This is a genomic window from Bacillus sp. T-10(2022), from assembly GCF_056502895.1.
Map to the genome: position 1 here is coordinate 3,667,130 of NZ_CP113518.1, position 21,965 is coordinate 3,689,094.

The following is a 21,965-nucleotide window of genomic DNA, read 5'->3' on the forward strand; positions in this document are numbered from 1 at the left end:
CACCTGTCCCGCTGCTCCCGCAGGAGTCTCGCACTTCCGCTCCAATCAACCTTAAATAGTTTCGTTTTAAAAACAACGATCTTTACGAAAAGAGCCTTTTTTTACTGTAACCTTCATTGAATTGAGAAACTTGCGACACTACTGCCGAAAATCCGGCTACCCGAGACACCAAAGGTGCTTACTTTGATTTGGCTTGGCAGACAGTCGGCGGAAAGGGAGCTGATTTCTGAAATCTACTGAACTTTTCAAATAAAAAACTGCAGGCAAACTGAGTATTCATCGAGTTTGTCTACAGTCTGGAACGTACCTTTACAGCTCATGTATTTGTATTTGTTTCTCCAAAAACTTTACTATATTTTATCTGTTATTGCTTTTTCCAAATAAGCTTTTTCGCTTCGGTGAACCTTACGGCTGTTTTCGGCCAGTTTACAACGTCCCACCATTTGTCCACATAGGCTGCCCGATTATTTTTATATTGCAGGTAATAAGCATGTTCCCATACATCAAGAACAAGGATTGGGATTGTATCCCACTGGGTCAAAACCATATGCAATTCCGATTGAAGTATTTCTAGTCGCCGCGCACGCGGAACCCAGACTAAAATTGCCCAACCAACACCTTCTACTTGTTTGGCAGCTTCACTAAAATGACTTTTAAAAGCGGCAAAGCTTCCAAAATCCTTCTCAATCTGGTTAAGTAAATCCCCCCTTGGCTGTCCGCCCCCTCCCGGAATCATCTCTTCCCAGAACAGCGTATGGAGATAATGGCCTGACCCATGAAAGGCTGCTTCCTTTTCCCAATGTTTCAACAAGGAAAAATCTTTCGTTTCCCTCGCTTTTTTCATCATCAATTCCGCTTTATTCAGACCATCGACATATGCTTGATGATGCTTATCATGGTGCAGATACATGATTTCCCTCGAAATCGTCGGCTCCAACGCATCATAGGCATAAGGTAACGGCGGTAGCGTATGCTTCCCAATCGGTACCGATTGCCTTTCCTGTATATTGAATTCCCTAGCGAGCTCTTCAATTTCCTCGTAGACCCGAGCCATCTCTTCTTCAATCAGGACCATATCCTCATAATCCATTTCTTCCTCATCCATATCTTTTGTCATCTCGGAAAGCCGTTCAATATTTGACAGCACTGGCGAATCGGTGATATCGATCTTCTCAAGGTATTCCATCACTCCATCAACCCAATCACTTACCTCTTTAGCATAATCTCTTTCATCAGACATCTTGCAACCTCCTCTTAGCCTTTATGCACATAAATCATCAAAGTATTTTATGTTTCGAATAAGCGGAGATTCCATTTATAGATAAAAAAAACAGCAAGGCCTATTAAGCCTAGCTGTTTCATTATCTTGACTGTAACATTTTCGTCCGGTAATCCGTTTCATAAAACTCCAATTCTTCACGCATGGTCTGGAATCCACTTTCCACGGCCTTCAGAATGGATATTATGCTGTCAGGTACACTTTGGTGAAATTTAATCGAGTTTTTCCCTGTATAGGCAGATCTGCTGTCCTCAAACCACCGATCTGATTTTGGGGAAAAGTATTCTTCGATACATTGATGATAAATTCTATAAAGCGTCTTTTCAGCTGCGGCTTTATTGAAAACATCATTTTTCAGAACGATTTGGCAAGCCTCCAAGCCCTCTTCACAACTTACAAGCATTCTTCTTAAACTGGAAAGGATCCCTTTATAATAGGTTTCATCCCCGCTTTTTTCTTCTTGCAGCTTAGAATAGGTCGTCTCATTTATAAATTCCTCTAGCTGAGCCACTGTCGTTTCTAAAAAGCCTTTTACATCCTCAAGCTGAGATTTTACCAATGTATTCCCCAACCGTGAACCCTCCTCAAAATGATTAAGATTGAAAATAATAGTCAACATGTGATTCTATATCATATGGTTTAGCTTGGTCAATAGATATAAACACTTTCTCCAATTTTTCAAAATCTATATTTTCGAAATAACCAGCCAGCTCTTTTTCTGCATTTATATATATACGTTTTCGGTTAACCAGGCTCGGGTCCTTGAGTAGACAGACCATGGCAATGATATCAGCCATATAAATATCCCTGTTAGGGCTTTTGAATATGGGATTGGAGGGATATGGGGTCCAACGAGTGACCATCTCATCAAAATAGCGAAGATACAGTACATTCAGCGTCTTTTCTTCTCCATCCTTTATGTATTGTATAACGGATCGATTAAAGAAGTCCTCAGGTGAATTTGACTTTGACTTTTCAAGCCCAAATCCATTGCATGCTACAATTTGCACCAGCAATCCCCCCGCATTCATTTTTTTCTATATTATCACAATTTAAAGAAAAATGTTATTCGATTGTTTGCTGAAATTTTTCAAAAAACAGATCGGCTTCACCATTTTCAAAGCTATCATCCGAATTATCGGCGAGAGGCGGTAATTCATCTATGGAATTCAGGCCGAAGTAATCCAAAAACTCTTTTGTTGTCCCATATAAATAAGCCCGGCCGGAGCCTTCAGCACGTCCGACCTCTTTTATTAAGACTTTAGTGACAAGTGTATGAATGGGGCGTTCCGTTTTCACTCCGCGAATTTCATCAATTTCCGCTCTGGTAATCGGCTGCTTATAGGCAATGATTGCGAGTGTTTCCAAGGCCGCCTGGGACAAGCCTTGAGTGCTTGATGTTTCCACTAGCCTTTTCAAGTAATCCGAGTGCTCTTTCTTTGTCGTCATTTGATAAACACCCGCTATTTCGATAACCTGAATCCCACGTACATCGGATATATATTCTTCCTTCAAACTTTCAACGATGTCCGTTGCTTGATATTCCGTAATTTCCAGGACAGAGGCAATTTGTTTGACGGAGAGCCCTTCATCTCCGGCAGCAAACAATAATGCCTCAAGAATCCCTTTCCAATTAATAACTTCCAACTGGTTCTACACCTTCCTTAGCAGCAATCATGATTTCCGAAAAATTATCTTCCTGTTCAACGATGATTTCATTTAGTTTCATCAGTTCCAGCACCGCCATGAAAGTGATGACGATATGCTCCTTAACCGGGAGCGAAAACAGTTCAAAAAAACTTTTCTTCCCTTTTATTGATTGTAACTCAATCATGATTTCATCCATTCGTTTCTCTATCGATATCTCTTGTTTCGTTACTTTCGTGTATAGCGGCTTTTGAATTTTTTGCCTTCGCAGCAGTTTTTGCAGAGCACCCAACATATCATATAGACTTATATTCAACTCTTGTTTATCACTTTCCGCTTCTTTAACATAAACAGATAAATCACTTGGGGGTTTAGTGAACAGCAAGCTGCGTTCTTCTTCCATCCCTTTAAATTCTTCGGCTGCATATTTATACTTTTTATATTCTAATAGTTTTTCCACAAGCTCGTCCCGTGGATCTTCCTCAAATATTTCCCCATCTTCATCAATCAATTGTTCATCTTCATGCTTTGGAAGCAACATTTTACTCTTGATGGCAAGCAGTGTTGCAGCCATCACCAGATATTCGCTGGCCACATCCAATTCCAGATGCTGCATTGTATGGATGTACCCTAGGTATTGATCTGTAATATCAGCCATCGGAATATCGTAGATGTCTATTTCCAGGCGATTAATCAAATGCAGGAGTAAATCCATCGGACCTTCGAAAGCGTCAATTTTTATATTATAACCCATTAAATTACCTCATTTAAATCTAATTGGCCAAAAAAGGCCTATTTCTTTTACTAATCAAGTATAGTGGATTGCCGCCCTTTATCCAAATAATAATTTACTGTCCCTAGAAAAGTTTTTATTAGGGATTTCCGACAAATGGGTCGTTGCCCAATCACATTACGAAATCCAACATAACCTAGAAATGTAAGAATAGCAGAACAAAGGAGGTACTCATTATGGGTTCAGGTGGTTTTGGAAACGGCGGCGGATTCGCGTTTATTGTAGTATTGTTCATTTTATTAGTTATCGTCGGTGCTTCTTGGTGTTAATTGAAGACTGACGAATCAAGCTGATTGCCTTGCAATCGGCTTTCTTTATTTTCCAAGAAAAAATTCTATGCTAAACTTGGTGAGTATACATAGCGGGTGTTAGGCTATAAGAAAATGTTTTTTGCCTTACCTTAGATAATTCCATAAAACAAAAGGGGTGCTCCTATTGAATTACGCGGAAGACTACCTTTCTTTCCTTGTCCATTTCCATGGGACTAGGGATTACTTCGAATGTCATGAAATTCTTGAAGAATATTGGAAAGAAACCGCACCAAAAGAGCGTGACTCTCATTGGGTCGGGCTCATTCAAATTGCGGTTGCCCTGTATCATGATCGCAGGGGAAACAAAAAAGGGGCTGCAAGGACCCTGTCTAAAGCCCTGTCAAATCTCCACCATAAAAAGGCCGAGCTCCTGGAGTTGGGACTCGATCCAGAACGACTGTTCAAATTGCTCGAGGACACCCATGAGCGAATGTTATCTCAAAAGCCATATGAAAGCATTAATCTGCCGATTGCGGATCAAGGCTTGATCGAAATATGCCAGACGATGTGTTTGCAAGAAGGGTACAAATGGGGTGCAGACAGCGACATGGCTAATTCTTCCATAGTCGATAAGCATCTAATGCGTGACCGTTCGGATGTCATTTCTGAAAGGGCTCGGCAACTATCCCTTCGAAAAACAAGAAAGGAGGACCGCCCTTAAAGGTGGTCCTCCTTTCCAGCTTTCATATTCAGAATTCTTCACATCTGTCAAGAAAGCTTTCGGTAAACTCATTTGCTTTTAATTCTTTGTCAGGATATTGCTCCTTGATGGCCCTGACCATCGTTTTACCGATACCTTGCTTCCGGAAGGATGGATTTACAGATATATGTTGTATCTCAATGTGGTTTGGAGAGACTTCTATCCCGATCAAGCCCGTAATCTCTTCATCTTTCCATAAGAACAGCTGTAGATTTTCATCCGTTTCATAATTCTTCATCGTATTCCGAAGCGTTTTTATCTCTTTTTCATTTGGCATGAAAGATAATAATCCCATGGCAAACTTCTCATAACTTTTCTTATACTTAATCAACATAATATCCCTCGTTACTAAATAACGTTTTTATTATCTTCCTGTTTCCAATTAATTTGCTTTGAATAATAATCCTCACATATAACATTTACATCATACATAAAAACCTCGTTCGTTTCAACATCACTTTCAGCACTTGATTTATCGATGTGCTATGTGCTAAGCGATAAACAGCCAGTATACGATTCCCCACATCAAAGCGATAATAAGCATCATAAGTAAAAGAGTCTTATTACTTTTCCTCATCCCATACTCCCTTTATGAATGGTCCAAATATTTAAATAACGAATTCATTCTACTATAACTTAACACAATCTGACAAATATCCTTGCAATCTTGCTTCGATTTTACTACATTGGTAAAGTGATCTAGGTTCATAGAATGCCCTCTTAGGTATAAAAGACAAAGATACACCAAACTTTTTCGTTTAAAAAACGTAGCTATCTTAGGCTATATAAATTTTTTTCAGGAAAATATGTATCTTTTTTATCCTTTGTTTCGTCAAATACTATGAATCTGATTTAAAGTGCCGCCCTTTTATTGAAAGATTCCCAATTCAGCAGGAAAAGTTAAGGAGGATTATCATGAAAAAAATGAATAAATGGGTCATTGTAACCATTTTATTATGCCTATTATTGCCATATAAGGCTTTTGCAGATGCAGCTGTTGGTGAAATGATCGTCACACTTGGTGAGAATTTGACGAATGAACAAAAAAATATGATTTTATCAGAAATGAAAGCACCTAATGATGTTGAGGTGCTGACGGTTACAAATGCGGAGGAACATGAATACTTAGGTGACTATATTGCTAGCCGTCTGATCGGTACAAAAGCGATTTCATCTTCTGCGATTACTTTGGAGGAAAAAGGGACCGGACTTAAATTGGAGTCGAAAAACATTAATTGGGTTTCCGATGAAATGTATATCAATGCACTGGCAACTGCTGGAGTAAAGGATGCTACAGTTTATGTCACCGCGCCAATACCAGTCTCCGGTACAGCGGCTTTGACAGGGGTCATTAAAGCCTACGAAATTTCTGCCGACAAGAAGATTCCTGAAGATGTGAAACAGGCAGCGAATGAAGAAATGGTGAAAACAGCAAAATTGGGTGACGAAATCGGTACAGAAGAAGCCTCTGCACTCGTTACGAAAATCAAAGAGGAAATGGCTGCAAATCCACCAGCCAATACTGAGGAGGTCCGCGAGGTGGTCGAGTCTTCAGCAAAAGACCTTGGAATCACCTTAAATGATGCTCAAGTCCAAAGTTTAATTGATTTATTCAATAAGCTAAAAGAATTGGATATTGATTGGAACGCTGTCGGTGATCAGCTTACTGCAGCTAAAGATAAGCTTTCCAATTTTCTTGAATCCGAAGAGGGTCAATCATTTCTGGATAAATTGAAAGAAGTCTTCAGTAGTTTAATAGACGCGATCAAGTCACTTTTCAGCTGAATCCAATAAAAAGGGATGGCCAATGCCATCCCTTTCAGAATGTAGGTAAACTCGATGAAAATCGAGTTTGCCCACAGTTTTTTTATAACAGTACAATTTGACCGTTGATTTCCACTACAGGCACTCGCTTTCCGCGGGCGGTCCGGGAGCCTCCTCGGCGCTATTGCGCCTGCGGGGTCTCCCTTTGACGCGCTTTCCCCGCAGGAGTCTCGTCCCTTCCGTTCCAATCAACTTTGATATAAAATTTAGATAGAAACAATTCCTGAGGTCTTGAAGGTATTGCTTTGGCTTATTTGGTTCGGGAACAACATTTGAGCAAAGTTACGTTTTCCAAGCCCTTTTATTTACAAACTGAAAGGATGGCCAATGCCATCCTTTTTTCTATTCTTTATTGACGACTGCCGCTTCATGAAGGGCCAAATCCAAATGGATAAGATCTTCGTACGTCTCGCGTTTGATGACCAACCGGGCTTCTCCATTTTCGGCAAAGACGACTGCCGGTCTCGGAATCCGATTGTAATTATTCGACATGGAATATCCATATGCCCCTGTACAAAATACCGCCAAAACATCACCGCGGCCGGCTTTTGGCAATGGTAAATCCCAAATCAGCATATCTCCGCTTTCACAGCATTTCCCGGCAATGGACACTGTCTCTTCTACAGGGTCAAGCGGCCGGTTTGCCAGAATTGCATCATACTTCGCCTCATAAAGAGCTGGACGTATATTATCACTCATGCCCCCATCAACGGCAATATATTTACGGACATTAGGAACTTCCTTTTCAGAACCGACCTTGTATAACGTCACACCGGCGTCTCCGACTAAAGAACGGCCAGGTTCGATCCAGATTTCAGGCATCACTAAATCGGAATCAGCAATCAGGTCCTGCACTTCCCTAACGATTTCCTCAACGTATTGAGACGCCGGTAGCGGGTCGTCCTCTTGTGTATATCGAATCCCGAATCCCCCTCCGAGATTCAATACCTTTGGTTGAAACCCTACAGAATCGTGCCAATCATTCAGCTTGCCAATAATTTTTTGGGCCGCGAGAAGGAAACCTGTCGTTTGAAAGATCTGCGAACCTATATGGCAGTGCAGCCCCAGAACTTCCAGGAATCCACTTTTCAACGCTTGCCTAAGGGCTGCTTCGGCCTGGCCGTTAATAAGATCAAAACCAAATTTCGAATCTTCTTGCCCTGTCAAAATATAATCATGCGTATGGGCTTCAATACCTGGCGTTACACGAAGAAGGATTTTCACCTTTTGTTCACGGTTTGTACAAATTTCTTCCAACAGTGTCAACTCTGAAAAATTATCGACTACTATACAGCCAATGTCATAATCCAAAGCCATATGTAGCTCTTCTTCACTTTTGTTATTTCCATGAAAGTGAATCCGTTCTGTTGGGAAATTTGCCTTAATTGCCGTATACAATTCCCCCGCTGAGACAACATCGAGAGAAAGTCCTTCTTGCTCAGCCAACTGGATCATGGCAATCGAAGAAAAAGCCTTACTTGCGTAAGCAACTTGAGCTGAAATTCCCAATTCCTCAAAAGTTCTCTTAAACCCTCTTGCCCGTTCGCGAATTAGCTCTACATCATAAACATATAATGGTGTGCCAAATTGTTCGATCAATTCGATCGTGTCCACTCCGCCAATCTCCAGATGTCCACGTTCATTGACACCACCGGTTCCGTACAAATGCATGATAGCCTCACCTTCCTGACTTAAAACTAAAGATTAATAAGAAATGAGGCAGCCTCAAATAAAGAAACCCTGCTGTAAAAGGTTCTCTATATGAACAAGCCTCATCCGAATCGATTATCCCATGTAAATAATGTTCTCTATGACTGCTTAGTAGTTCGAAGGGAAAGACAGATTGGTTTAAACTCCAAAGAGTCATAGTAGCTTTATCTCTTTGTGAAGCTTAACTTTACCGCTTTATCCGAATAAAATTAAATTACCACAACTTTTCGACAACATCAACCTTTAGATTTTCTCGGCTGCCTATATAAATCCTGGGGATGTACAATACTCGGACGTTCTATAGAACCTGGATAAGGTCTTCTAAATATTATATGTGACAAGGCTTTCGGCTGAAACGGTAGAAGCGGCCATAAATAAGGTGTATTTAACGTTTTTATGCTAGTAAGCATGATAATGTATAGCGTGATGCCTATGACTAGGCCAGGCACTTTAAATAAAGCGACCAAAACTAGCAGGGCCAAACGGGAAATTTTATTCGCAACCCCTAGTTCTAAACTTGGAGTGACAAATGTACCGATTGTAGCAACTGAAGCGTAGAGAACCACTTCAGGAACAAAGAGGCCAACATCTATCGCTATCTGCCCTATCAAAACTGCCGCAACCAAGCCCATCGCCGTAGAAAGCGGGGTCGGAGTATGAACGGCTGCCATCCTTAGAAATTCTATCCCAATATCGGATATGAAGATTTGGACTACAATGGGTATATGCGTTTTTTCATTCGGTCCGATATACTCGAACTTTTCCGGCAGGAGGGAAGGCTCTAAACAAAACAATAACCAAATCGGCAGCAAGAATAACGAAACGAAAATCCCGAGAAACCGGACCCAGCGCACCAAGGTTCCCACGGCAGGTGCCTGTCGATACTCCTCAGCGTGTTGCATGTGATGGAAAAGAGTGGACGGGGTAATGATGACACTCGGTGAAGTATCCACATAAATAAGGACATGCCCCTCAAGCAAATGCGTTGCCGCCACATCAGCCCGTTCCGTGTATCTGACAAGCGGGTATGGATTATACTTTTGATTGACGATGAACTCTTCGATCGTTTTATCAGACATCGTTATGCCATCAACCTCAATACTATTCAATTCCTTACGAACGATTTCTATTAAATCGGGATCGGCAATATCTTTAATGTAGCCGATGGATATATCCGATTTCGATCGTTCCCCTACATGCAGCATTTCGAAACGTAATCTTTCATCCCGGATTCTCCGTCTGGTTATCGCTGTGTTAATGATGATATTCTCGACAAAACCATCCCTTGATCCACGGACGACTTTTTCCGTATCGGGTTCTACTGGCTGTCTCCCGGGATAACTCCTGACATCCACAACCAATCCTATTGGTTTACCATCAACAACAACGACTATTAAACCGGATAATACCTGATCAACAAGCTCATCCATCGTCTTTATTTCCTGAACGGATTGGTGTACGAGCAAGTCTTTGACTACATCAAAAACTTTAGTAGACACGATATCGGCATTTTTGTTATGAATAAGAGAATCGAGGATATCGATGATGTACTCTGTATCCGTCAGCCCGTTTATATAGTAAATATGCACATCTTTTCTATAGACCTTTATCTTTCTTACTCCTAAGTCGAAGCTGACGCCTAGACCTACTTTCTCTTCCATGTACGCGTCAACTTCCGCTACCCTACTCGGAATCGGCATCATGTTTTGAGGTTTTTCTGAAGTCATTATGACCACTCCTTTCCAATATGATTTCCACCGCTAGCTTCGTTATCGGTGCTCCTCTTTTAAAATCGTCCTGATGGGACATTTTCCCTATATCTCCTATCCCCACTACGATGGGAACATGTAATTGATCGATGCAATACACCGTATCTCCTGTTATCTTGCCCAGTTCAAATTCCTCGGCGCCGTATTTATCAACCCCGTTCGGTGTCAAATTACCATCACGGTCAATACAGATATCCACCTTGGTCCATTCTTCCCTTCTAGTCCTTGAAGCGACCGCTATTACGCCAAGGACATTAATATCAGGGTGTCCGGCAACTACCTTCATTGCCTGTTCACCTGATCCTTCTCCTATAAAACCGCTATCATCAAACATGACCAATACAGGATCATACTTCGCCTTTTTTATTAATTCAACTAACTCCAAGCCCGTATATCGTGATGGATTACCTTGGGACATGGAGATACATCTTCCCCCAATTTCCTTGGCTACATGCTCGACAGCCCGTTTCGCATACTCATCTCCATCCGTAATCAATATCACTTTTCGTTTGGTCACCATCTTGGGCCTACCTTTCATCATCAGGAATAGTTACCTCATAAACTTATAAATCAACAAAATAAATCCATTGGAATAATGATCCGGCTATTTTTCCCAATACGAGTGCCATCAACAGATAAATGATCTTCTCTTGAATTCCGATTCGTTTTGAAAGAACCGGAAATACATTCAGGACTTCAGTTAAGGCAGCAGCGAGCATCCCATTAAATATCCCGTCAGCCAAACCGATCGGAATTAATAAAAAATGCGGGAGGGAAAGTTCCGTTTCCTGTAATCCTAACCATGTTCCTGCGACAACCCCGGCTATGATGGCTCCTTCGTAGTAATGTATCATTTTCATTGTTTTTGTCAGCTGAGTCAGCCTCGGAATCACCCCAAGTACAGTTAAAAACGCTACAAAACCGGCACCTGTCGCAAAACCCCCGGCTAAACCGACAAAGATTCCGAAGATGATTTTACCGGTCATCAAGGTGGCGCACGTTCTCCTTATTTTCATTCATGATTACATAACGGTCCAAATCCTGCTGATAGTTGAACATTTCAACCTCGAGCGGACTAGGTTCCTCATTGAAGCGTTTTTTAAAGAAGTGATTAAAAAATAAAATCATGCCCATACCAAGGCCGAAGCTATATGGGATTTGGATCAATAACGGCTTATCTTCCACTTTTCCCGTTATTATAGTAAAGATTTTTTGATGCACTTCCCCCATGCTGACATCCACATGAAAATTCATGATCGTCATTCCGCCGCCGACAAATAACAAAAACCAAACTAAGGCGAATGTCAGGTATGACATTTTCTTTTTCGAGAGGATGATTTCGATGATCGTTTGGGAGGGCCCGAATGTCTCCACTTCAATAGTCGGATCCACCTTGCGGATGGCCATGATAACTTGAGCCAAATCAATGACAATAATATTCCTATCTTCCTTCTTGACCGTTAATAATATGATTTCTTCAATTAAGGCAATCACTTCTTCAGGTCCGATTATCCTTGCAATATCTTTTATCCTCACCGTTTGATTTCCCTTTACTTGTACACGGTTCCTCATCCTGATATATACAACTGCCACTATCATCACATCCCGACCTTTTATTTCCTTATGCTAGTAGTATGGATTGGAAACAGTTTGAAAATGCAGGAAGTGAACCATGTCCAAATATTACTAATTTGAAAACAAAAAAAGACACGCTGCAATGACAGCATGTCTTTTTGATTTAGATTCATACTTTAATGAGTGGGGAAGAAAATCAGCTGAACCAAAAATATCAATCCAAAAATATAAATGAGCGGATGTACGGATTTTCCTTTTCCACTGAATACCTTCATAAGGGGATAAGTAATGAACCCGATTGCAATCCCTGTAGATATACTTGAAGTAAGCGGCATCGTTAAAATGATCGCAAATGCCGGAAATGCCTCATCGAAAATTTTCCAATTGACTTTAGCCAGCCCTTCCATCATGAAACATCCCACGATGATCAAAACAGGAGCTGTGATTGCTTGAACTGAAGAAATTGCCGATATCAATGGAGAAAAGAAAATCGATGCAGCAAACAAGATTGCCACGACTGTAGCGGTTAATCCCGTACGTCCGCCAGCGGCCACTCCCGTACTTGATTCAACATAGGCAGTCGAAGGGCTTGTACCAAACATCGAGCCGACTGTCGTCGCAATCGCATCACCTAAAAAGGCTTTCTTGGCACGGGGGATTTTCCCATCCTTCGTTAGTCCTGCCTGTTCCGTCACGCCAATCAAGGTTCCTGTCGTATCAAAAATCGTCACAAGTAAAAAGGCGAAAACAATCGAATATAAAGAATTCGTGAAGACCCCGGCAATATCGATATCGAAAAATACCGGTGTTGGAGGTACAGATAAGACCCCATCGAAGTTGAGCAAACCGATAAAGTAGCCAATGATTGCCGTAACGATCATACCAATGAAAATTGCCCCTTTAATATTACGGGCCATAAAAATCAAGGTAATGAATAAGCCTGCTAATGCTAAAACGGTTCCAGGCTGATGCAAATCGCCAAGTGTCACCATCGTTGATTCATTAGGAACTACGATTCCAGCATTTTTTAATCCGATAAACGCAATGAATAAACCAATTCCTGATGTAATGCCATATTTTAATGAGTTAGGAATCGCATCAATTATCATTTTACGCAAGCTTGTCACGCTAATTAGCAAAAATAGCAAACCAGCAATGAAAACCGTACCGAATACGGTCTGGTATGAAAGGCCCTGTGCCCCCACTACGCTGGCAAAATACGCATTCAAACCCATCCCTGGTGCTATCGCAATCGGGTATTTTGCAACGAGTCCCATGATAAGGGTACCAATCACCGCTGATATGACCGTTGCCATGAAAACTTGTTCAAATGGTATTCCGATTGAAGACAATAAAGCCGGATTCACGATTAGGATATAAACCATAGTCAAAAATGTCGTAACACCCGCCATGACTTCTGTACGGACATCCGTCCCATTTTCTTTCAGGGAGAAAAACTTTTCCATAAACATATTTTAGACCTCCAGATCTAAAGGAAACACCGACAACCGTTTGCACGAAAAGACAAGGTGTCCTAATATTGTACTGCATCAACGTTTTCCCTAATCATTATTGATTAAAAGAAAGCTAAAAAAACGAATGAAAAACGCGACCTTTACTATAATATTCGTTTTTAATCCTAAATTCAACTAAAAAATTCGACCCCGCTCATATTTTCATTCTACTTGATAAGAACCTCTTTTACTTTTTCCTAAAATCAATCATTTATTTTCAAGCTCAATGAAAAACCACATGAATCATTGATTCATGTGGTTTTTCATTTGCTGAAGAATCTTCTTTTCCAGCCTTGACACCTGGACTTGGGAGATACCAAGCCTTGCCGCCACTTCCGATTGCGTCTGATCTTTATAATACCTCAGGAAAACAATCAGCCTTTCACGTTCATTCAATTCTTGTATGGCTTCTTTCAAAGCGATTTGATCGAACCAGGAGGTTTCATTATTGTCGGCAATCTGGTCAAGAAGAGTAATCGGATCTCCATCATTTTCGTAAACCGTTTCATGGATGGATGAAGGGCTCCTGCTAGCTTCTTGGGCCATGATAATTTCCTCTGGCGACAACTCTAGATGTTCCGCCAATTCATTGACAGTCGGAACACGGCCGTACGTCTTTGAAAGCTCCTCTTTGGCCCGGCGAATTTTATTCGCCATTTCCTTTAATGACCGGCTTACTTTAACCGTTCCGTCATCACGGATAAAACGTTGGATTTCACCAATGATCATAGGCACAGCATACGTTGAGAATTTCACTTCAAACGATAAGTCAAATTTATCCACGGACTTTAACAGACCAATACAGCCTATTTGATAAAGGTCATCCGGTTCGTAACCTCGATTGAGGAATCTTTGCACTACTGACCATACAAGCCTCAGATTGCTGTTGACAATCAGATTTCTCGCATCTTGGTCACCGCTCTGGCTGCGTTGGATTAAATTCCGCAATTCCTCATCTTTTAAATGGGGCTGGCCTTTCTTGCTCTTCTCGTTTTTAACCTCCACATCCATATGCAAGTCTCCCTTAATTGCACAAAGCTCTGCTTGTAGTTAAGTGCTTTTTTAATCGAATGATCGTGCCTTCGCCCTTATGGGAAATAATATTGATTTCATCCATGAAGTTTTCCATGATGGTGAATCCCATACCGGAACGTTCAAGTTCGGGTTTTGTCGTAAATAACGGCTGTTTAGCCTCCTCGACGTCTTCAATGCCCAGTCCTTCATCCCGGATGGTCAATTCCACAGTATCGCCTTCGATGATAACTGAAATGTATACCCAACCTTCCGGGTCACTCTCATACCCATGGATAATCGAATTCGTAACGGCTTCTGACACGACAGTCTTGATCTCTGTCAATTCATCCATCGTCGGGTCCAATTGGGCAATGAAAGCCGCAACAGTTACCCTGGCAAAAGATTCATTTTGGCTAAGTGCAGAAAATTTCGTTTCCATTTTATTTTTCATTTTAGGCAACCCCCAGTCTTTGCAAAGCGTTTTTTTCGGATAGTTCCATTTTAACAATTTTAAACAACCCTGACATCTCAAATAACCGCTTTACTGCTGGAGAAATTGCACAGACCACCATTTCACCTTGCTTTTTATTCACCTGCTTATAGCGCCCTAAAATAACTCCGAGCCCTGAACTGTCCATAAAATCCAATTCTTCCATGTTGAGAATGATATGTTTGATATTATGCTTTTGAATGGCTGCCTCTGCCTGGTTTTTCAATTTTTCTGCTGTATGATGATCTAAATCACCTTTGAGACGAATGCACAATACACGATTTTTCGCCTCCATATTAATCGTAAGACTCATTATATACAGCCTCCTTCACTGTCTTATAAAGAGTCAAATTCTCTTTTTCACCTGCCGATTCCTCCTTACTAGCAAAACTAGTGGAGATTCGCCTAAATTAGTACGATTAACAGGCATTGCGACAATTTATTCTATTTCGCTTGGGTAAACATGCCGAAAGCCCGTTTATACAATTGCCACCAGCTGGCATTTTCAACAGTTTCCTTCGCAACAATCGGAGATTCGACATACACCTTGCCGTTTTTCTTCAATTCAAGCGTACCAATTTCATCACCTTTTTTAATCGGGGCATCCAAATCTTTATCAAGCGTGATTTTTTTTGTAAAGTCCTTTGCCGTTCCGTTTTTGGCTGTCAAAACTGAAATAGGTTCACTTGTCACACCCACGACCGATTTCTTGTCTCCTTTACTTACCTTTGCTTCACCTAACACCTCGCCTCGTTTATAAATAGGGTATGTGATATATTGTGAAAATGCATAATCTAACATCTTGGTGACCTGAGCGTTTCGTTCCTTAGGGGAAACGGCTCCGAAAACGACGGCAATGACACGCATATTCCCTTTTTTGGCGGTCGCTGTCAAACAATACTTCGCTTCATTTGTGAATCCTGTCTTCAGTCCATCGACCCCAGGGTAAAATTTCACCAATCTGTTCGTGTTGACAAGCCAGAATTTCTTTTCGGTATTTTCACGGAGATAATCTTCATATGTACCCGTGAACCTTGTAATCGTATCGTATTTCAATAATTCCTTCGCCATGATCGACATATCATTTGCCGAACTGTAATGATCTTTAACAGGAAGGCCTGTTGCGTTTTGGAACTTTGTATTTTTCAACCCGAGGTCTTTCGCCCTTTTGTTCATTTTCCTGACAAACTCTTCTTCCGATCCAGCTAGACGTTCAGCCATCGCCACCGATGCATCATTCGCCGAACCAATCGAGATGCCCTTGAGCATTTGTTCTGTGGTCATTTCTTCACCTGGCTCGAGGAAGATCTGGGAACCGCCCATCGATGCTGCATACTCACTAGTCCTTATTTTCTCCTTCATGGTAAGTTCGCCTTTATCAATCGCTTCCATGATCAGCAGCATTGTCATGATTTTCGTCATGCTTGCCGGCGAAAGACGAACGTCTGCATTTTTATCATAGAGAACAGTACCTGTATCCCGTTCAATCAAAATAGCCGATTTAGCATTTGCCGCCAATTCGACTCCTTTTTCCTCAGCTGCTTTTGTATGTGGGATGCTAAAACCCATTGCTACCAATACGGTTAAAAATAGAGAAAGAATCCGCTTCATCTCCATACCCTCCAATCTTTATAGAATTTATTTTTTCCATTAAACCCATTTTTATACAAATAAAGATGAATTTTGAACATATACTGGATATAGGGTAACAAAGTGAACCAAATTAAAAGAGGATGCGCATGGGCATCCTCTTTTAAACATTCAATGAAATAAACGTAAAAAGGCCGCTTAAAAGCGCGGCCCTTTTGGAAAATATTTATTCCATGATCTCTTTATAGATCAAAGTAGGTTTTTCTACTTTCTCTTTTGAAATCGCAATGCTTTCATACAATTTTTCTTTTACCTTTGAAACATCTTCGAAGTTGCTGTAAATCGTCACAAGGGATTCACCTTTTGCCACGGTTTCCCCGATTTTTTTACGAAGTACCAGTCCGACTGCCAAATCAATCTCTGATTCCTTAGTCGCCCGCCCGGCACCTAACAACATGGCTGCCGTTCCTACTTCATCAGCGATGATTTCCGATACATATCCGTCCTCTTTCGCTTCCAGCTCGAAAGTATGAGCAGCCTGCGGCAGTTTTTCCGGCTGATCTACAACCGAACCGTCGCCTCCCTGCGCTTCCAAGAAAATCTTGAATGAGTTAAGTGCAGAACCATCCTTTATCGCATTTTCCAGCAAGGTTCTTGCTTCTTCCAGCGAACTTGCCTTTTTGGCAAGGTATACCATATGGCTTCCTAGTGTTAAAGAAAGTTCCGTTAAATCTTCCGGTCCCTCTCCTTTAAGCGTATCGATGGCTTCCTTCACTTCTAGAGCATTTCCGATTGCGTAACCCAACGGTTGGCTCATATCGGAAATGACAGCCATCGTGTTTCGTCCCACATTGTTTCCAATGCTAACCATTGCATGGGCCAACTCTTCGGAATCTTCGAGAGTTTTCATGAAAGCGCCCGCTCCCGTTTTAACATCAAGTACGATTGCATCAGCACCAGCGGCGATTTTCTTACTCATGATCGATCCAGCAATCAAACCGATACTGTTAACGGTACCCGTAACATCGCGCAATGCATATAGCTTTTTGTCGGCGGGAGTCAGGTTACCACTTTGCCCAATGACAGCTATCTTATTTTTATTGACAAGTCGGATGAACTCGTCATTTTCTATTTCGACATGAAATCCTTTTACAGACTCCAACTTATCGATCGTTCCGCCTGTATGGCCAAGACCCCGTCCTGACATCTTTGCCACTGGAACACCTACAGCAGCAACCAATGGTCCAAGCACTAGAGTTGTGGTATCACCAACACCGCCTGTTGAATGTTTATCGACCTTAATTCCTTCAATCATCGATAAATCAATTTGATCTCCTGATTCGACCATTGCCATGGTTAGATCAGCACGTTCCTGCTCATTCATGCCTTTAAAATAAACAGCCATTGACCAAGCGCTCATTTGGTAATCCGGAATCGATCCATCGGTAAACCCTTTGATGATGAACTGTATTTCTTCTGTAGTAAGAGCCTTTCCATCGCGCTTTTTCTCGATTAAATCTACCATTCTCATATTAGAATCCCCACTTTTTCAAGGACACCGCTTCTCTTTAGGTGTACTTGTATTTTTTTTGGTCCGTTTTATATGTCTTTAACAATTTGCTTAACAAATTCAAGAAAACTGCTTTTCACTTTTTCAGTCGTTTCGATTACCTCTTCATGCGACAAAGGCTGATCCAGAATGCCCGCGGCCATATTGGTAAGGCATGAGATTCCGAGCACCCTCATTCCGCTATGCCTTGCTACGATAACTTCCGGAACTGTCGACATACCAACTGCATCCCCGCCAAGGATCCTTGCCATTTTCACTTCTGCCGGTGTCTCATAGGTCGGTCCTGTATTCCCGATATAGACACCTTCTTTAATATCCAATCCTAGTGAAGCTGCTATTTTTTTCGCTTGTGTCCGAAGGTCTTTATTATAAGCTTCCGACATATCAGGGAATCTAGGGCCGAAACGCTCTTCATTAGGACCAATCAATGGGTTTGCCCCCATTAAATTAATATGATCCGTAATGAGCATCAAGTCACCTGGTTCATAGCTTTCATTAACGCTTCCGGCAGCATTCGTTACGATTAACTGCTCAACACCAAGAAGTTTCATTACACGTACAGGAAAAGTGACCTTCTCCATGGAGTAACCCTCATAAAAGTGGAAACGTCCTTGCATCGCTACAACTTTTTTGCCACTTAAATGTCCTATGACAAGCTGTCCAGCGTGTCCTTCAACAGTCGATACCGGGAATTCCGGGATTTCGTGGTAAGGAATCGTTATCGGATTTTCAATTTCATCCGCCAATACTCCAAGTCCGGAACCAAGAATCAGTCCTATTTCCGGAGTGCCTTCAATTTTACTTTTTATGAATGACGCAGCAGTCTCTATTTTATTAAACATCTATTTATTCTCCCCTAAATTTAGATCGCCCAATATATTTTTTCCGAAGGCAGGCATTTTCACATCAAAATTAGCAGCGACCGTCGCCCCAATATCAGCAAATGTATCTCTTATCGGGAGTTCGGCACCTTCTGTAAATCGTTTGGAATAGACTAATAATGGTACATATTCACGTGTGTGATCGGTTCCTTCATGGACCGGATCATTCCCGTGATCGGCAGTGATGATCAATAAATCATCCTCTTTCAGTTTATCAAGGACTTCAGGCATCCGAGCATCGAATTCTTCCAATGCCTTTCCGTATCCCTCTGGATCGCGGCGGTGACCGTATAAAGCATCGAAGTCGACTAGATTAAGGAAACTTAACCCTTTGAAATCCTGTTCTACCGTTTGGATTAATTTATCCATTCCATCCATATTGGATACGGTCCTTAATGATTCAGTGACACCTTCCCCATCAAAGATATCCGAGATCTTCCCGATTGCAAGAACATCATATCCAGAATCTTTCAATTCATCCATTACTGTCCGGTCAAACGGCTTCAACGCATAATCATGACGGTTAGGCGTTCTTTTGAAGTTGCCCGGTTCACCTGTGAACGGTCTGGCAATAACGCGTCCAACCTTGAACTCATCAGCCATTGTCACTTCACGGGCAATTTCACAAATCTTGTACAATTCGTCTATCGGGACGATATCTTCATGTGCAGCAATCTGTAATACGGAATCAGCCGATGTATATACAATCAGGGCACCCGTTTTCATATGTTCCTCGCCAAGCCTCTCAATGATTTCCGTGCCGCTTGCCGGGACGTTCCCAATAATTCCCCGACCCATCTTCGCCTCGAGTTCATTGACTAATAATTCCGGGAAACCATCTGGAAATACACGGAACGGAGTCGATATATTCAACCCCATTATTTCCCAATGTCCAGTCATCGTATCTTTTCCTGTAGAGGCTTCCTTCATTTTCGTATAGTATGCGAGAGGTTGCTGAGCTTTTTCAATCCCCTTGATTTCACGGATATTGCCTAAACCCAATTTTGCGAGAGTCGGCATGTTCAATCCATTCATTCTTTCTGCGATATGGCCGAGTGTATCCGCCCCTTTATCACCGAATAAATCTGCATCAGGTGCTTCGCCAATTCCAACTGAATCCATAACTATTACAAATATTCGATTAAATGCTGAATTCCCTTTCATGAGTCATTCCTCCTAAAATAGTAAATCACTTTTTATACTCTCTATAATACCCTTATTCTGCTCAGTTACTCTTCATTTTAAATGAAACCGCGAGAACGTCAGAAGTCTGACCTCTCTACATTGTAAACGATTACCATGATGGAGACAAATAATATATTTCGGAATAAAACAAAGTTCCACTAGAGCGTGTTTTAGAATCATCAGCAGCCCTTTACCAGTCAAGTCCACACTGAAATAAAAAGGCTGCTCCTTCAACCGCTTCGCAGTTAAATTCACAACCTTTCTATCATTCTACTATTCTTTTAAGCTCGCGGATGGAATTTTGAATATACATCCTTGATCCGTACGTTCGTAATATGTGTATAAATTTGAGTTGTCGAAATATCCGCATGACCAAGCATTTCTTGGACGGCACGTAAATCAGCCCCGTTCATCAATAGATGTGTCGCGAAAGAATGTCTTAGCGTATGCGGTGTAATTTCTTTTTCAATTTGTGCCGATTTTACAAGTTTTTTTAGAATCTTCCAAAATCCCTGCCTTGTCAGCCTGTTTCCATGATGATTCAGAAAAAGTGAATCTGTCCTGTGCTTGGGGCTGGCCATTTTCCCCCGGGAACTTTCCATATAATGCTCAATCGCACCCAATGCAGTTTGGCCAATCGGAATGATCCTCTCTTTATTTCCTTTCCCTACACAACGGACAAAGCCCATCGATGCATGGACATCACTTACATCCATGGTTATCAACTCACTGACACGCATACCCGTCGCATACATCAGTTCTAGCATTGCCTTATCGCGTAAACCGAATTCATCCATTTTCTTTGGGGCTTCCAATAGTGCTTCAACCTCTTCCATGCTTAATACCTTTGGAAGACTTCTTTCCGGTTTTGGCGTTTCTATATGTATGGACGGATCCTGATCGGTTACTTTTTCCCTTAGAAGAAATTGATGAAAAGACCGAATGGAGGCTATATGACGCGCCACCGTCTTCGATGATTTCCCTTGATCCTTCAAATGCACGAGAAAATGCAGGATGTTGACCCGCCGTGAATCATTCCAATCTTCGATGGCTTCAGCCTCTTTCAGAAAGCTCCAATATGATCTTAAGTCACGCTCATAGGAAACGAGCGTATTCTTGGCAAGCCCTTTTTCAATGGTTAAAAAATGAATGAAATCCCTAATTTGATTCTCCATATTCATTACTCCCCGTTTAAATAAAACAACATTAAGCGTTCAAGCCATGCATCATCACCCGTATCAACTGCCTTCGATACTTTTACAGCCATGCCTTTCGGTTCATCATAACGATGATAATCTTGATATTCCTGATTTAACCATACCATTCCTATATAAAAAAGAACAGTGAAGCTAACAAAGAGAATCATCACTTTAGCCGTATGCAAAACAAGCGATAATGATGTTTTCATCATCTTTCCCCTCCCATTCGATCCTTTGTATCAATCTATGCCCAACAGGACAAGTTTTATACGTGTTTCGGAATGGAGAAAAAACAAAAACTGAGAAAATAGGCTTTTAAAAATGCAGAAAACCTTCTCCAATAAATGGAAAAGGTCCGACTTCATTCACCTTTATTTTCTTCTTTGTCATGACATCGATGACAAATGCCATGAAAGGTTAATCTATGGTCTTTTATCTTGAAGTTCCAGTCGCGTTCCACAATGTCTTCTACGTCTTCAAGTAGGTCTTCCTGAATCTCATCTACCGCACCACATTCCACACAAACAAGATGATGATGGAAATGCGCAGCTCCTTCTTGTCTTAAATCATAACGGGAAACCCCGTCTCCAAAGTTAATTTTATCTACTATCTTCAATTCAGTCAGCAACTCTAGCGTACGGTAAACTGTTGCCAATCCAATTTCCGGCGACTTTTCTTTGACAAGGAGGTAAACGTCTTCTGCGCTTAAATGATCCTCTTCATGCTCAAGTAAAACGCGGACGGTCGCTTCTCGCTGAGGCGTTAATTTGTAGCTGGACGAGTGTAACTGCTTTTTTATCCTATCAATTCTGTTTTCTATTTCCATACCTAATATTCCCTCCCGCGCCGCTATCCTATCCATTATATCAAAAGAGGGAAAACTGTCAAAATAGATTTCTTGTTAATGATAAAAA

Annotated in this window: 25 protein-coding genes; 3 read left to right on the top strand and 22 right to left on the bottom strand. The window is 41.4% G+C overall.

The annotated features are described in order from the left end of the window. Positions 1-364: 364 nt before the first annotated feature. From OSJ91_RS17845 to OSJ91_RS17865, 5 genes are all read right to left on the bottom strand, one after another. Positions 365-1,240, bottom strand: coding sequence for a superoxide dismutase (locus tag OSJ91_RS17845; protein ID WP_350299396.1), 876 nt, complete (start codon positions 1,238-1,240; stop codon positions 365-367). Between the two features lie 121 nt (positions 1,241-1,361). Further along, positions 1,362-1,850 (bottom strand): YpuI family protein, encoded by a 489-nt coding sequence (locus tag OSJ91_RS17850; protein ID WP_137016092.1) that lies wholly within the window; start codon positions 1,848-1,850, stop codon positions 1,362-1,364. Positions 1,851-1,872: 22 nt separating this feature from the next. Further along, entirely contained in the window at positions 1,873-2,289 is a 417-nt protein-coding gene (locus OSJ91_RS17855) for a hypothetical protein (RefSeq protein ID WP_485890167.1), read from the bottom strand. 55 nt (positions 2,290-2,344) lie between these two features. Next, positions 2,345-2,926, bottom strand: coding sequence for an SMC-Scp complex subunit ScpB (gene scpB / locus OSJ91_RS17860; protein ID WP_076365560.1), 582 nt, complete (start codon positions 2,924-2,926; stop codon positions 2,345-2,347). Further along, positions 2,913-3,680 (bottom strand): segregation/condensation protein A, encoded by a 768-nt coding sequence (locus tag OSJ91_RS17865; protein ID WP_101222464.1) that lies wholly within the window; start codon positions 3,678-3,680, stop codon positions 2,913-2,915. Before OSJ91_RS17865 ends, scpB begins: the two co-directional genes overlap by 14 nt. A 215-nt stretch (positions 3,681-3,895) precedes the next feature. Here OSJ91_RS17865 and OSJ91_RS17870 point away from each other — a divergent pair, with 215 nt between their 5' ends. Continuing rightward, positions 3,896-3,988: a YjcZ family sporulation protein gene (locus OSJ91_RS17870; RefSeq protein WP_283915101.1), complete on the top strand. Its 93-nt coding sequence runs from the start codon at positions 3,896-3,898 to the stop codon at positions 3,986-3,988. 166 nt (positions 3,989-4,154) lie between these two features. Then, positions 4,155-4,691 (top strand): DUF309 domain-containing protein, encoded by a 537-nt coding sequence (locus tag OSJ91_RS17875; RefSeq protein ID WP_350299398.1) that lies wholly within the window; start codon positions 4,155-4,157, stop codon positions 4,689-4,691. A 28-nt stretch (positions 4,692-4,719) separates the two neighbouring features. On the opposite strand, the gene OSJ91_RS17880 is transcribed toward OSJ91_RS17875, so the two are convergent. Beyond that, positions 4,720-5,064, bottom strand: coding sequence for a GNAT family N-acetyltransferase (locus tag OSJ91_RS17880; RefSeq protein ID WP_101222466.1), 345 nt, complete (start codon positions 5,062-5,064; stop codon positions 4,720-4,722). A gap of 581 nt (positions 5,065-5,645) precedes the next feature. Between OSJ91_RS17880 and OSJ91_RS17885 the strand changes: the two genes are divergently transcribed. After that, positions 5,646-6,515 carry a DUF1002 domain-containing protein gene (locus OSJ91_RS17885; protein WP_230176973.1) on the top strand — a complete coding sequence of 290 codons (870 nt, stop codon included), beginning with the start codon at positions 5,646-5,648 and terminating at the stop codon, positions 6,513-6,515. Positions 6,516-6,896: 381 nt separating this feature from the next. Here OSJ91_RS17885 and lysA read toward each other — a convergent pair whose 3' ends face one another. The 16 genes from lysA to fur all read right to left on the bottom strand — a co-directional run bounded on the left by lysA (position 6,897) and on the right by fur (position 21,871). Then, positions 6,897-8,225, bottom strand: a complete 1,329-nt coding sequence (gene lysA, locus OSJ91_RS17890) for a diaminopimelate decarboxylase (RefSeq protein ID WP_350299399.1) — start codon at positions 8,223-8,225, stop codon at positions 6,897-6,899. A gap of 275 nt (positions 8,226-8,500) precedes the next feature. Beyond that, positions 8,501-9,967 (bottom strand): spore germination protein, encoded by a 1,467-nt coding sequence (locus OSJ91_RS17895; protein WP_434547797.1) that lies wholly within the window; start codon positions 9,965-9,967, stop codon positions 8,501-8,503. After that, complete coding sequence (gene spoVAEA, locus OSJ91_RS17900; protein WP_350299401.1) at positions 9,948-10,553, bottom strand: stage V sporulation protein SpoVABEA; 606 nt, start codon at positions 10,551-10,553, stop codon at positions 9,948-9,950. Before spoVAEA ends, OSJ91_RS17895 begins: the two co-directional genes overlap by 20 nt. A 43-nt stretch (positions 10,554-10,596) precedes the next feature. Further along, positions 10,597-11,019: a stage V sporulation protein AB gene (locus OSJ91_RS17905; protein WP_034308131.1), complete on the bottom strand. Its 423-nt coding sequence runs from the start codon at positions 11,017-11,019 to the stop codon at positions 10,597-10,599. Continuing rightward, on the bottom strand, positions 11,009-11,629 hold the full coding sequence (locus tag OSJ91_RS17910) for a stage V sporulation protein AA (protein ID WP_241592409.1): 621 nt from the start codon (positions 11,627-11,629) through the stop codon (positions 11,009-11,011). Before OSJ91_RS17910 ends, OSJ91_RS17905 begins: the two co-directional genes overlap by 11 nt. A gap of 155 nt (positions 11,630-11,784) precedes the next feature. Then, a complete protein-coding gene (locus OSJ91_RS17915; protein ID WP_048680228.1) occupies positions 11,785-13,074 on the bottom strand; it encodes an NCS2 family permease in 1,290 nt (429 codons plus the stop codon). 291 nt (positions 13,075-13,365) lie between these two features. Beyond that, positions 13,366-14,133, bottom strand: a complete 768-nt coding sequence (gene sigF / locus OSJ91_RS17920) for an RNA polymerase sporulation sigma factor SigF (RefSeq protein ID WP_137016104.1) — start codon at positions 14,131-14,133, stop codon at positions 13,366-13,368. 13 nt (positions 14,134-14,146) lie between these two features. Continuing rightward, positions 14,147-14,587, bottom strand: coding sequence for an anti-sigma F factor (gene spoIIAB, locus OSJ91_RS17925; protein ID WP_053346844.1), 441 nt, complete (start codon positions 14,585-14,587; stop codon positions 14,147-14,149). A gap of 1 nt (position 14,588) precedes the next feature. After that, positions 14,589-14,939, bottom strand: a complete 351-nt coding sequence (gene spoIIAA / locus OSJ91_RS17930) for an anti-sigma F factor antagonist (RefSeq protein WP_034308142.1) — start codon at positions 14,937-14,939, stop codon at positions 14,589-14,591. Between the two features lie 131 nt (positions 14,940-15,070). Beyond that, entirely contained in the window at positions 15,071-16,237 is a 1,167-nt protein-coding gene (locus OSJ91_RS17935; RefSeq protein ID WP_485890168.1) for a D-alanyl-D-alanine carboxypeptidase family protein, read from the bottom strand. A gap of 205 nt (positions 16,238-16,442) precedes the next feature. Further along, entirely contained in the window at positions 16,443-17,747 is a 1,305-nt protein-coding gene (locus OSJ91_RS17940; RefSeq protein ID WP_485890169.1) for a pyrimidine-nucleoside phosphorylase, read from the bottom strand. Between the two features lie 68 nt (positions 17,748-17,815). Further along, the gene (locus OSJ91_RS17945) at positions 17,816-18,628 is read right to left on the bottom strand and encodes a purine-nucleoside phosphorylase (protein ID WP_350299404.1); all 813 of its coding nucleotides are present in this window, start codon (positions 18,626-18,628) and stop codon (positions 17,816-17,818) included. Next, positions 18,629-19,831, bottom strand: coding sequence for a phosphopentomutase (gene deoB / locus OSJ91_RS17950; protein WP_350299405.1), 1,203 nt, complete (start codon positions 19,829-19,831; stop codon positions 18,629-18,631). Between the two features lie 302 nt (positions 19,832-20,133). Beyond that, the gene (gene xerD / locus OSJ91_RS17955; RefSeq protein ID WP_485890170.1) at positions 20,134-21,027 is read right to left on the bottom strand and encodes a site-specific tyrosine recombinase XerD; all 894 of its coding nucleotides are present in this window, start codon (positions 21,025-21,027) and stop codon (positions 20,134-20,136) included. A gap of 5 nt (positions 21,028-21,032) precedes the next feature. Next, entirely contained in the window at positions 21,033-21,260 is a 228-nt protein-coding gene (locus tag OSJ91_RS17960; RefSeq protein ID WP_101223458.1) for a YqzK family protein, read from the bottom strand. Positions 21,261-21,412: 152 nt separating this feature from the next. Continuing rightward, positions 21,413-21,871, bottom strand: coding sequence for a ferric iron uptake transcriptional regulator (gene fur / locus OSJ91_RS17965; RefSeq protein WP_101223459.1), 459 nt, complete (start codon positions 21,869-21,871; stop codon positions 21,413-21,415). Between the last annotated feature and the right edge of the window lie 94 nt (positions 21,872-21,965).

Excerpts from the sequence above, each read along its gene's own strand:
- OSJ91_RS17845 (WP_350299396.1), bottom strand. The coding sequence starts at position 1,240 with ATGTCTGATGAAAGAGATTATGCTAAAGAGGTAAGTGATTGGGTTGAT.
- OSJ91_RS17865 (WP_101222464.1), bottom strand. The coding sequence starts at position 3,680 with ATGGGTTATAATATAAAAATTGACGCTTTCGAAGGTCCGATGGATTTA.
- OSJ91_RS17870 (WP_283915101.1), top strand. The coding sequence starts at position 3,896 with ATGGGTTCAGGTGGTTTTGGAAACGGCGGCGGATTCGCGTTTATTGTA.
- OSJ91_RS17880 (WP_101222466.1), bottom strand. The coding sequence starts at position 5,064 with ATGTTGATTAAGTATAAGAAAAGTTATGAGAAGTTTGCCATGGGATTA.
- OSJ91_RS17885 (WP_230176973.1), top strand. The coding sequence starts at position 5,646 with ATGAAAAAAATGAATAAATGGGTCATTGTAACCATTTTATTATGCCTA.
- lysA (WP_350299399.1), bottom strand. The coding sequence starts at position 8,225 with ATGCATTTGTACGGAACCGGTGGTGTCAATGAACGTGGACATCTGGAG.
- OSJ91_RS17895 (WP_434547797.1), bottom strand. The coding sequence starts at position 9,967 with ATGATGCCGATTCCGAGTAGGGTAGCGGAAGTTGACGCGTACATGGAA.
- spoVAEA (WP_350299401.1), bottom strand. The coding sequence starts at position 10,553 with ATGGTGACCAAACGAAAAGTGATATTGATTACGGATGGAGATGAGTAT.
- OSJ91_RS17905 (WP_034308131.1), bottom strand. The coding sequence starts at position 11,019 with ATGACCGGTAAAATCATCTTCGGAATCTTTGTCGGTTTAGCCGGGGGT.
- OSJ91_RS17915 (WP_048680228.1), bottom strand. The coding sequence starts at position 13,074 with ATGGAAAAGTTTTTCTCCCTGAAAGAAAATGGGACGGATGTCCGTACA.
- sigF (WP_137016104.1), bottom strand. The coding sequence starts at position 14,133 with ATGGATGTGGAGGTTAAAAACGAGAAGAGCAAGAAAGGCCAGCCCCAT.
- spoIIAB (WP_053346844.1), bottom strand. The coding sequence starts at position 14,587 with ATGAAAAATAAAATGGAAACGAAATTTTCTGCACTTAGCCAAAATGAA.
- spoIIAA (WP_034308142.1), bottom strand. The coding sequence starts at position 14,939 with ATGAGTCTTACGATTAATATGGAGGCGAAAAATCGTGTATTGTGCATT.
- OSJ91_RS17935 (WP_485890168.1), bottom strand. The coding sequence starts at position 16,237 with ATGAAGCGGATTCTTTCTCTATTTTTAACCGTATTGGTAGCAATGGGT.
- OSJ91_RS17940 (WP_485890169.1), bottom strand. The coding sequence starts at position 17,747 with ATGAGAATGGTAGATTTAATCGAGAAAAAGCGCGATGGAAAGGCTCTT.
- OSJ91_RS17945 (WP_350299404.1), bottom strand. The coding sequence starts at position 18,628 with ATGTTTAATAAAATAGAGACTGCTGCGTCATTCATAAAAAGTAAAATT.
- deoB (WP_350299405.1), bottom strand. The coding sequence starts at position 19,831 with ATGAAAGGGAATTCAGCATTTAATCGAATATTTGTAATAGTTATGGAT.
- xerD (WP_485890170.1), bottom strand. The coding sequence starts at position 21,027 with ATGGAGAATCAAATTAGGGATTTCATTCATTTTTTAACCATTGAAAAA.
- OSJ91_RS17960 (WP_101223458.1), bottom strand. The coding sequence starts at position 21,260 with ATGAAAACATCATTATCGCTTGTTTTGCATACGGCTAAAGTGATGATT.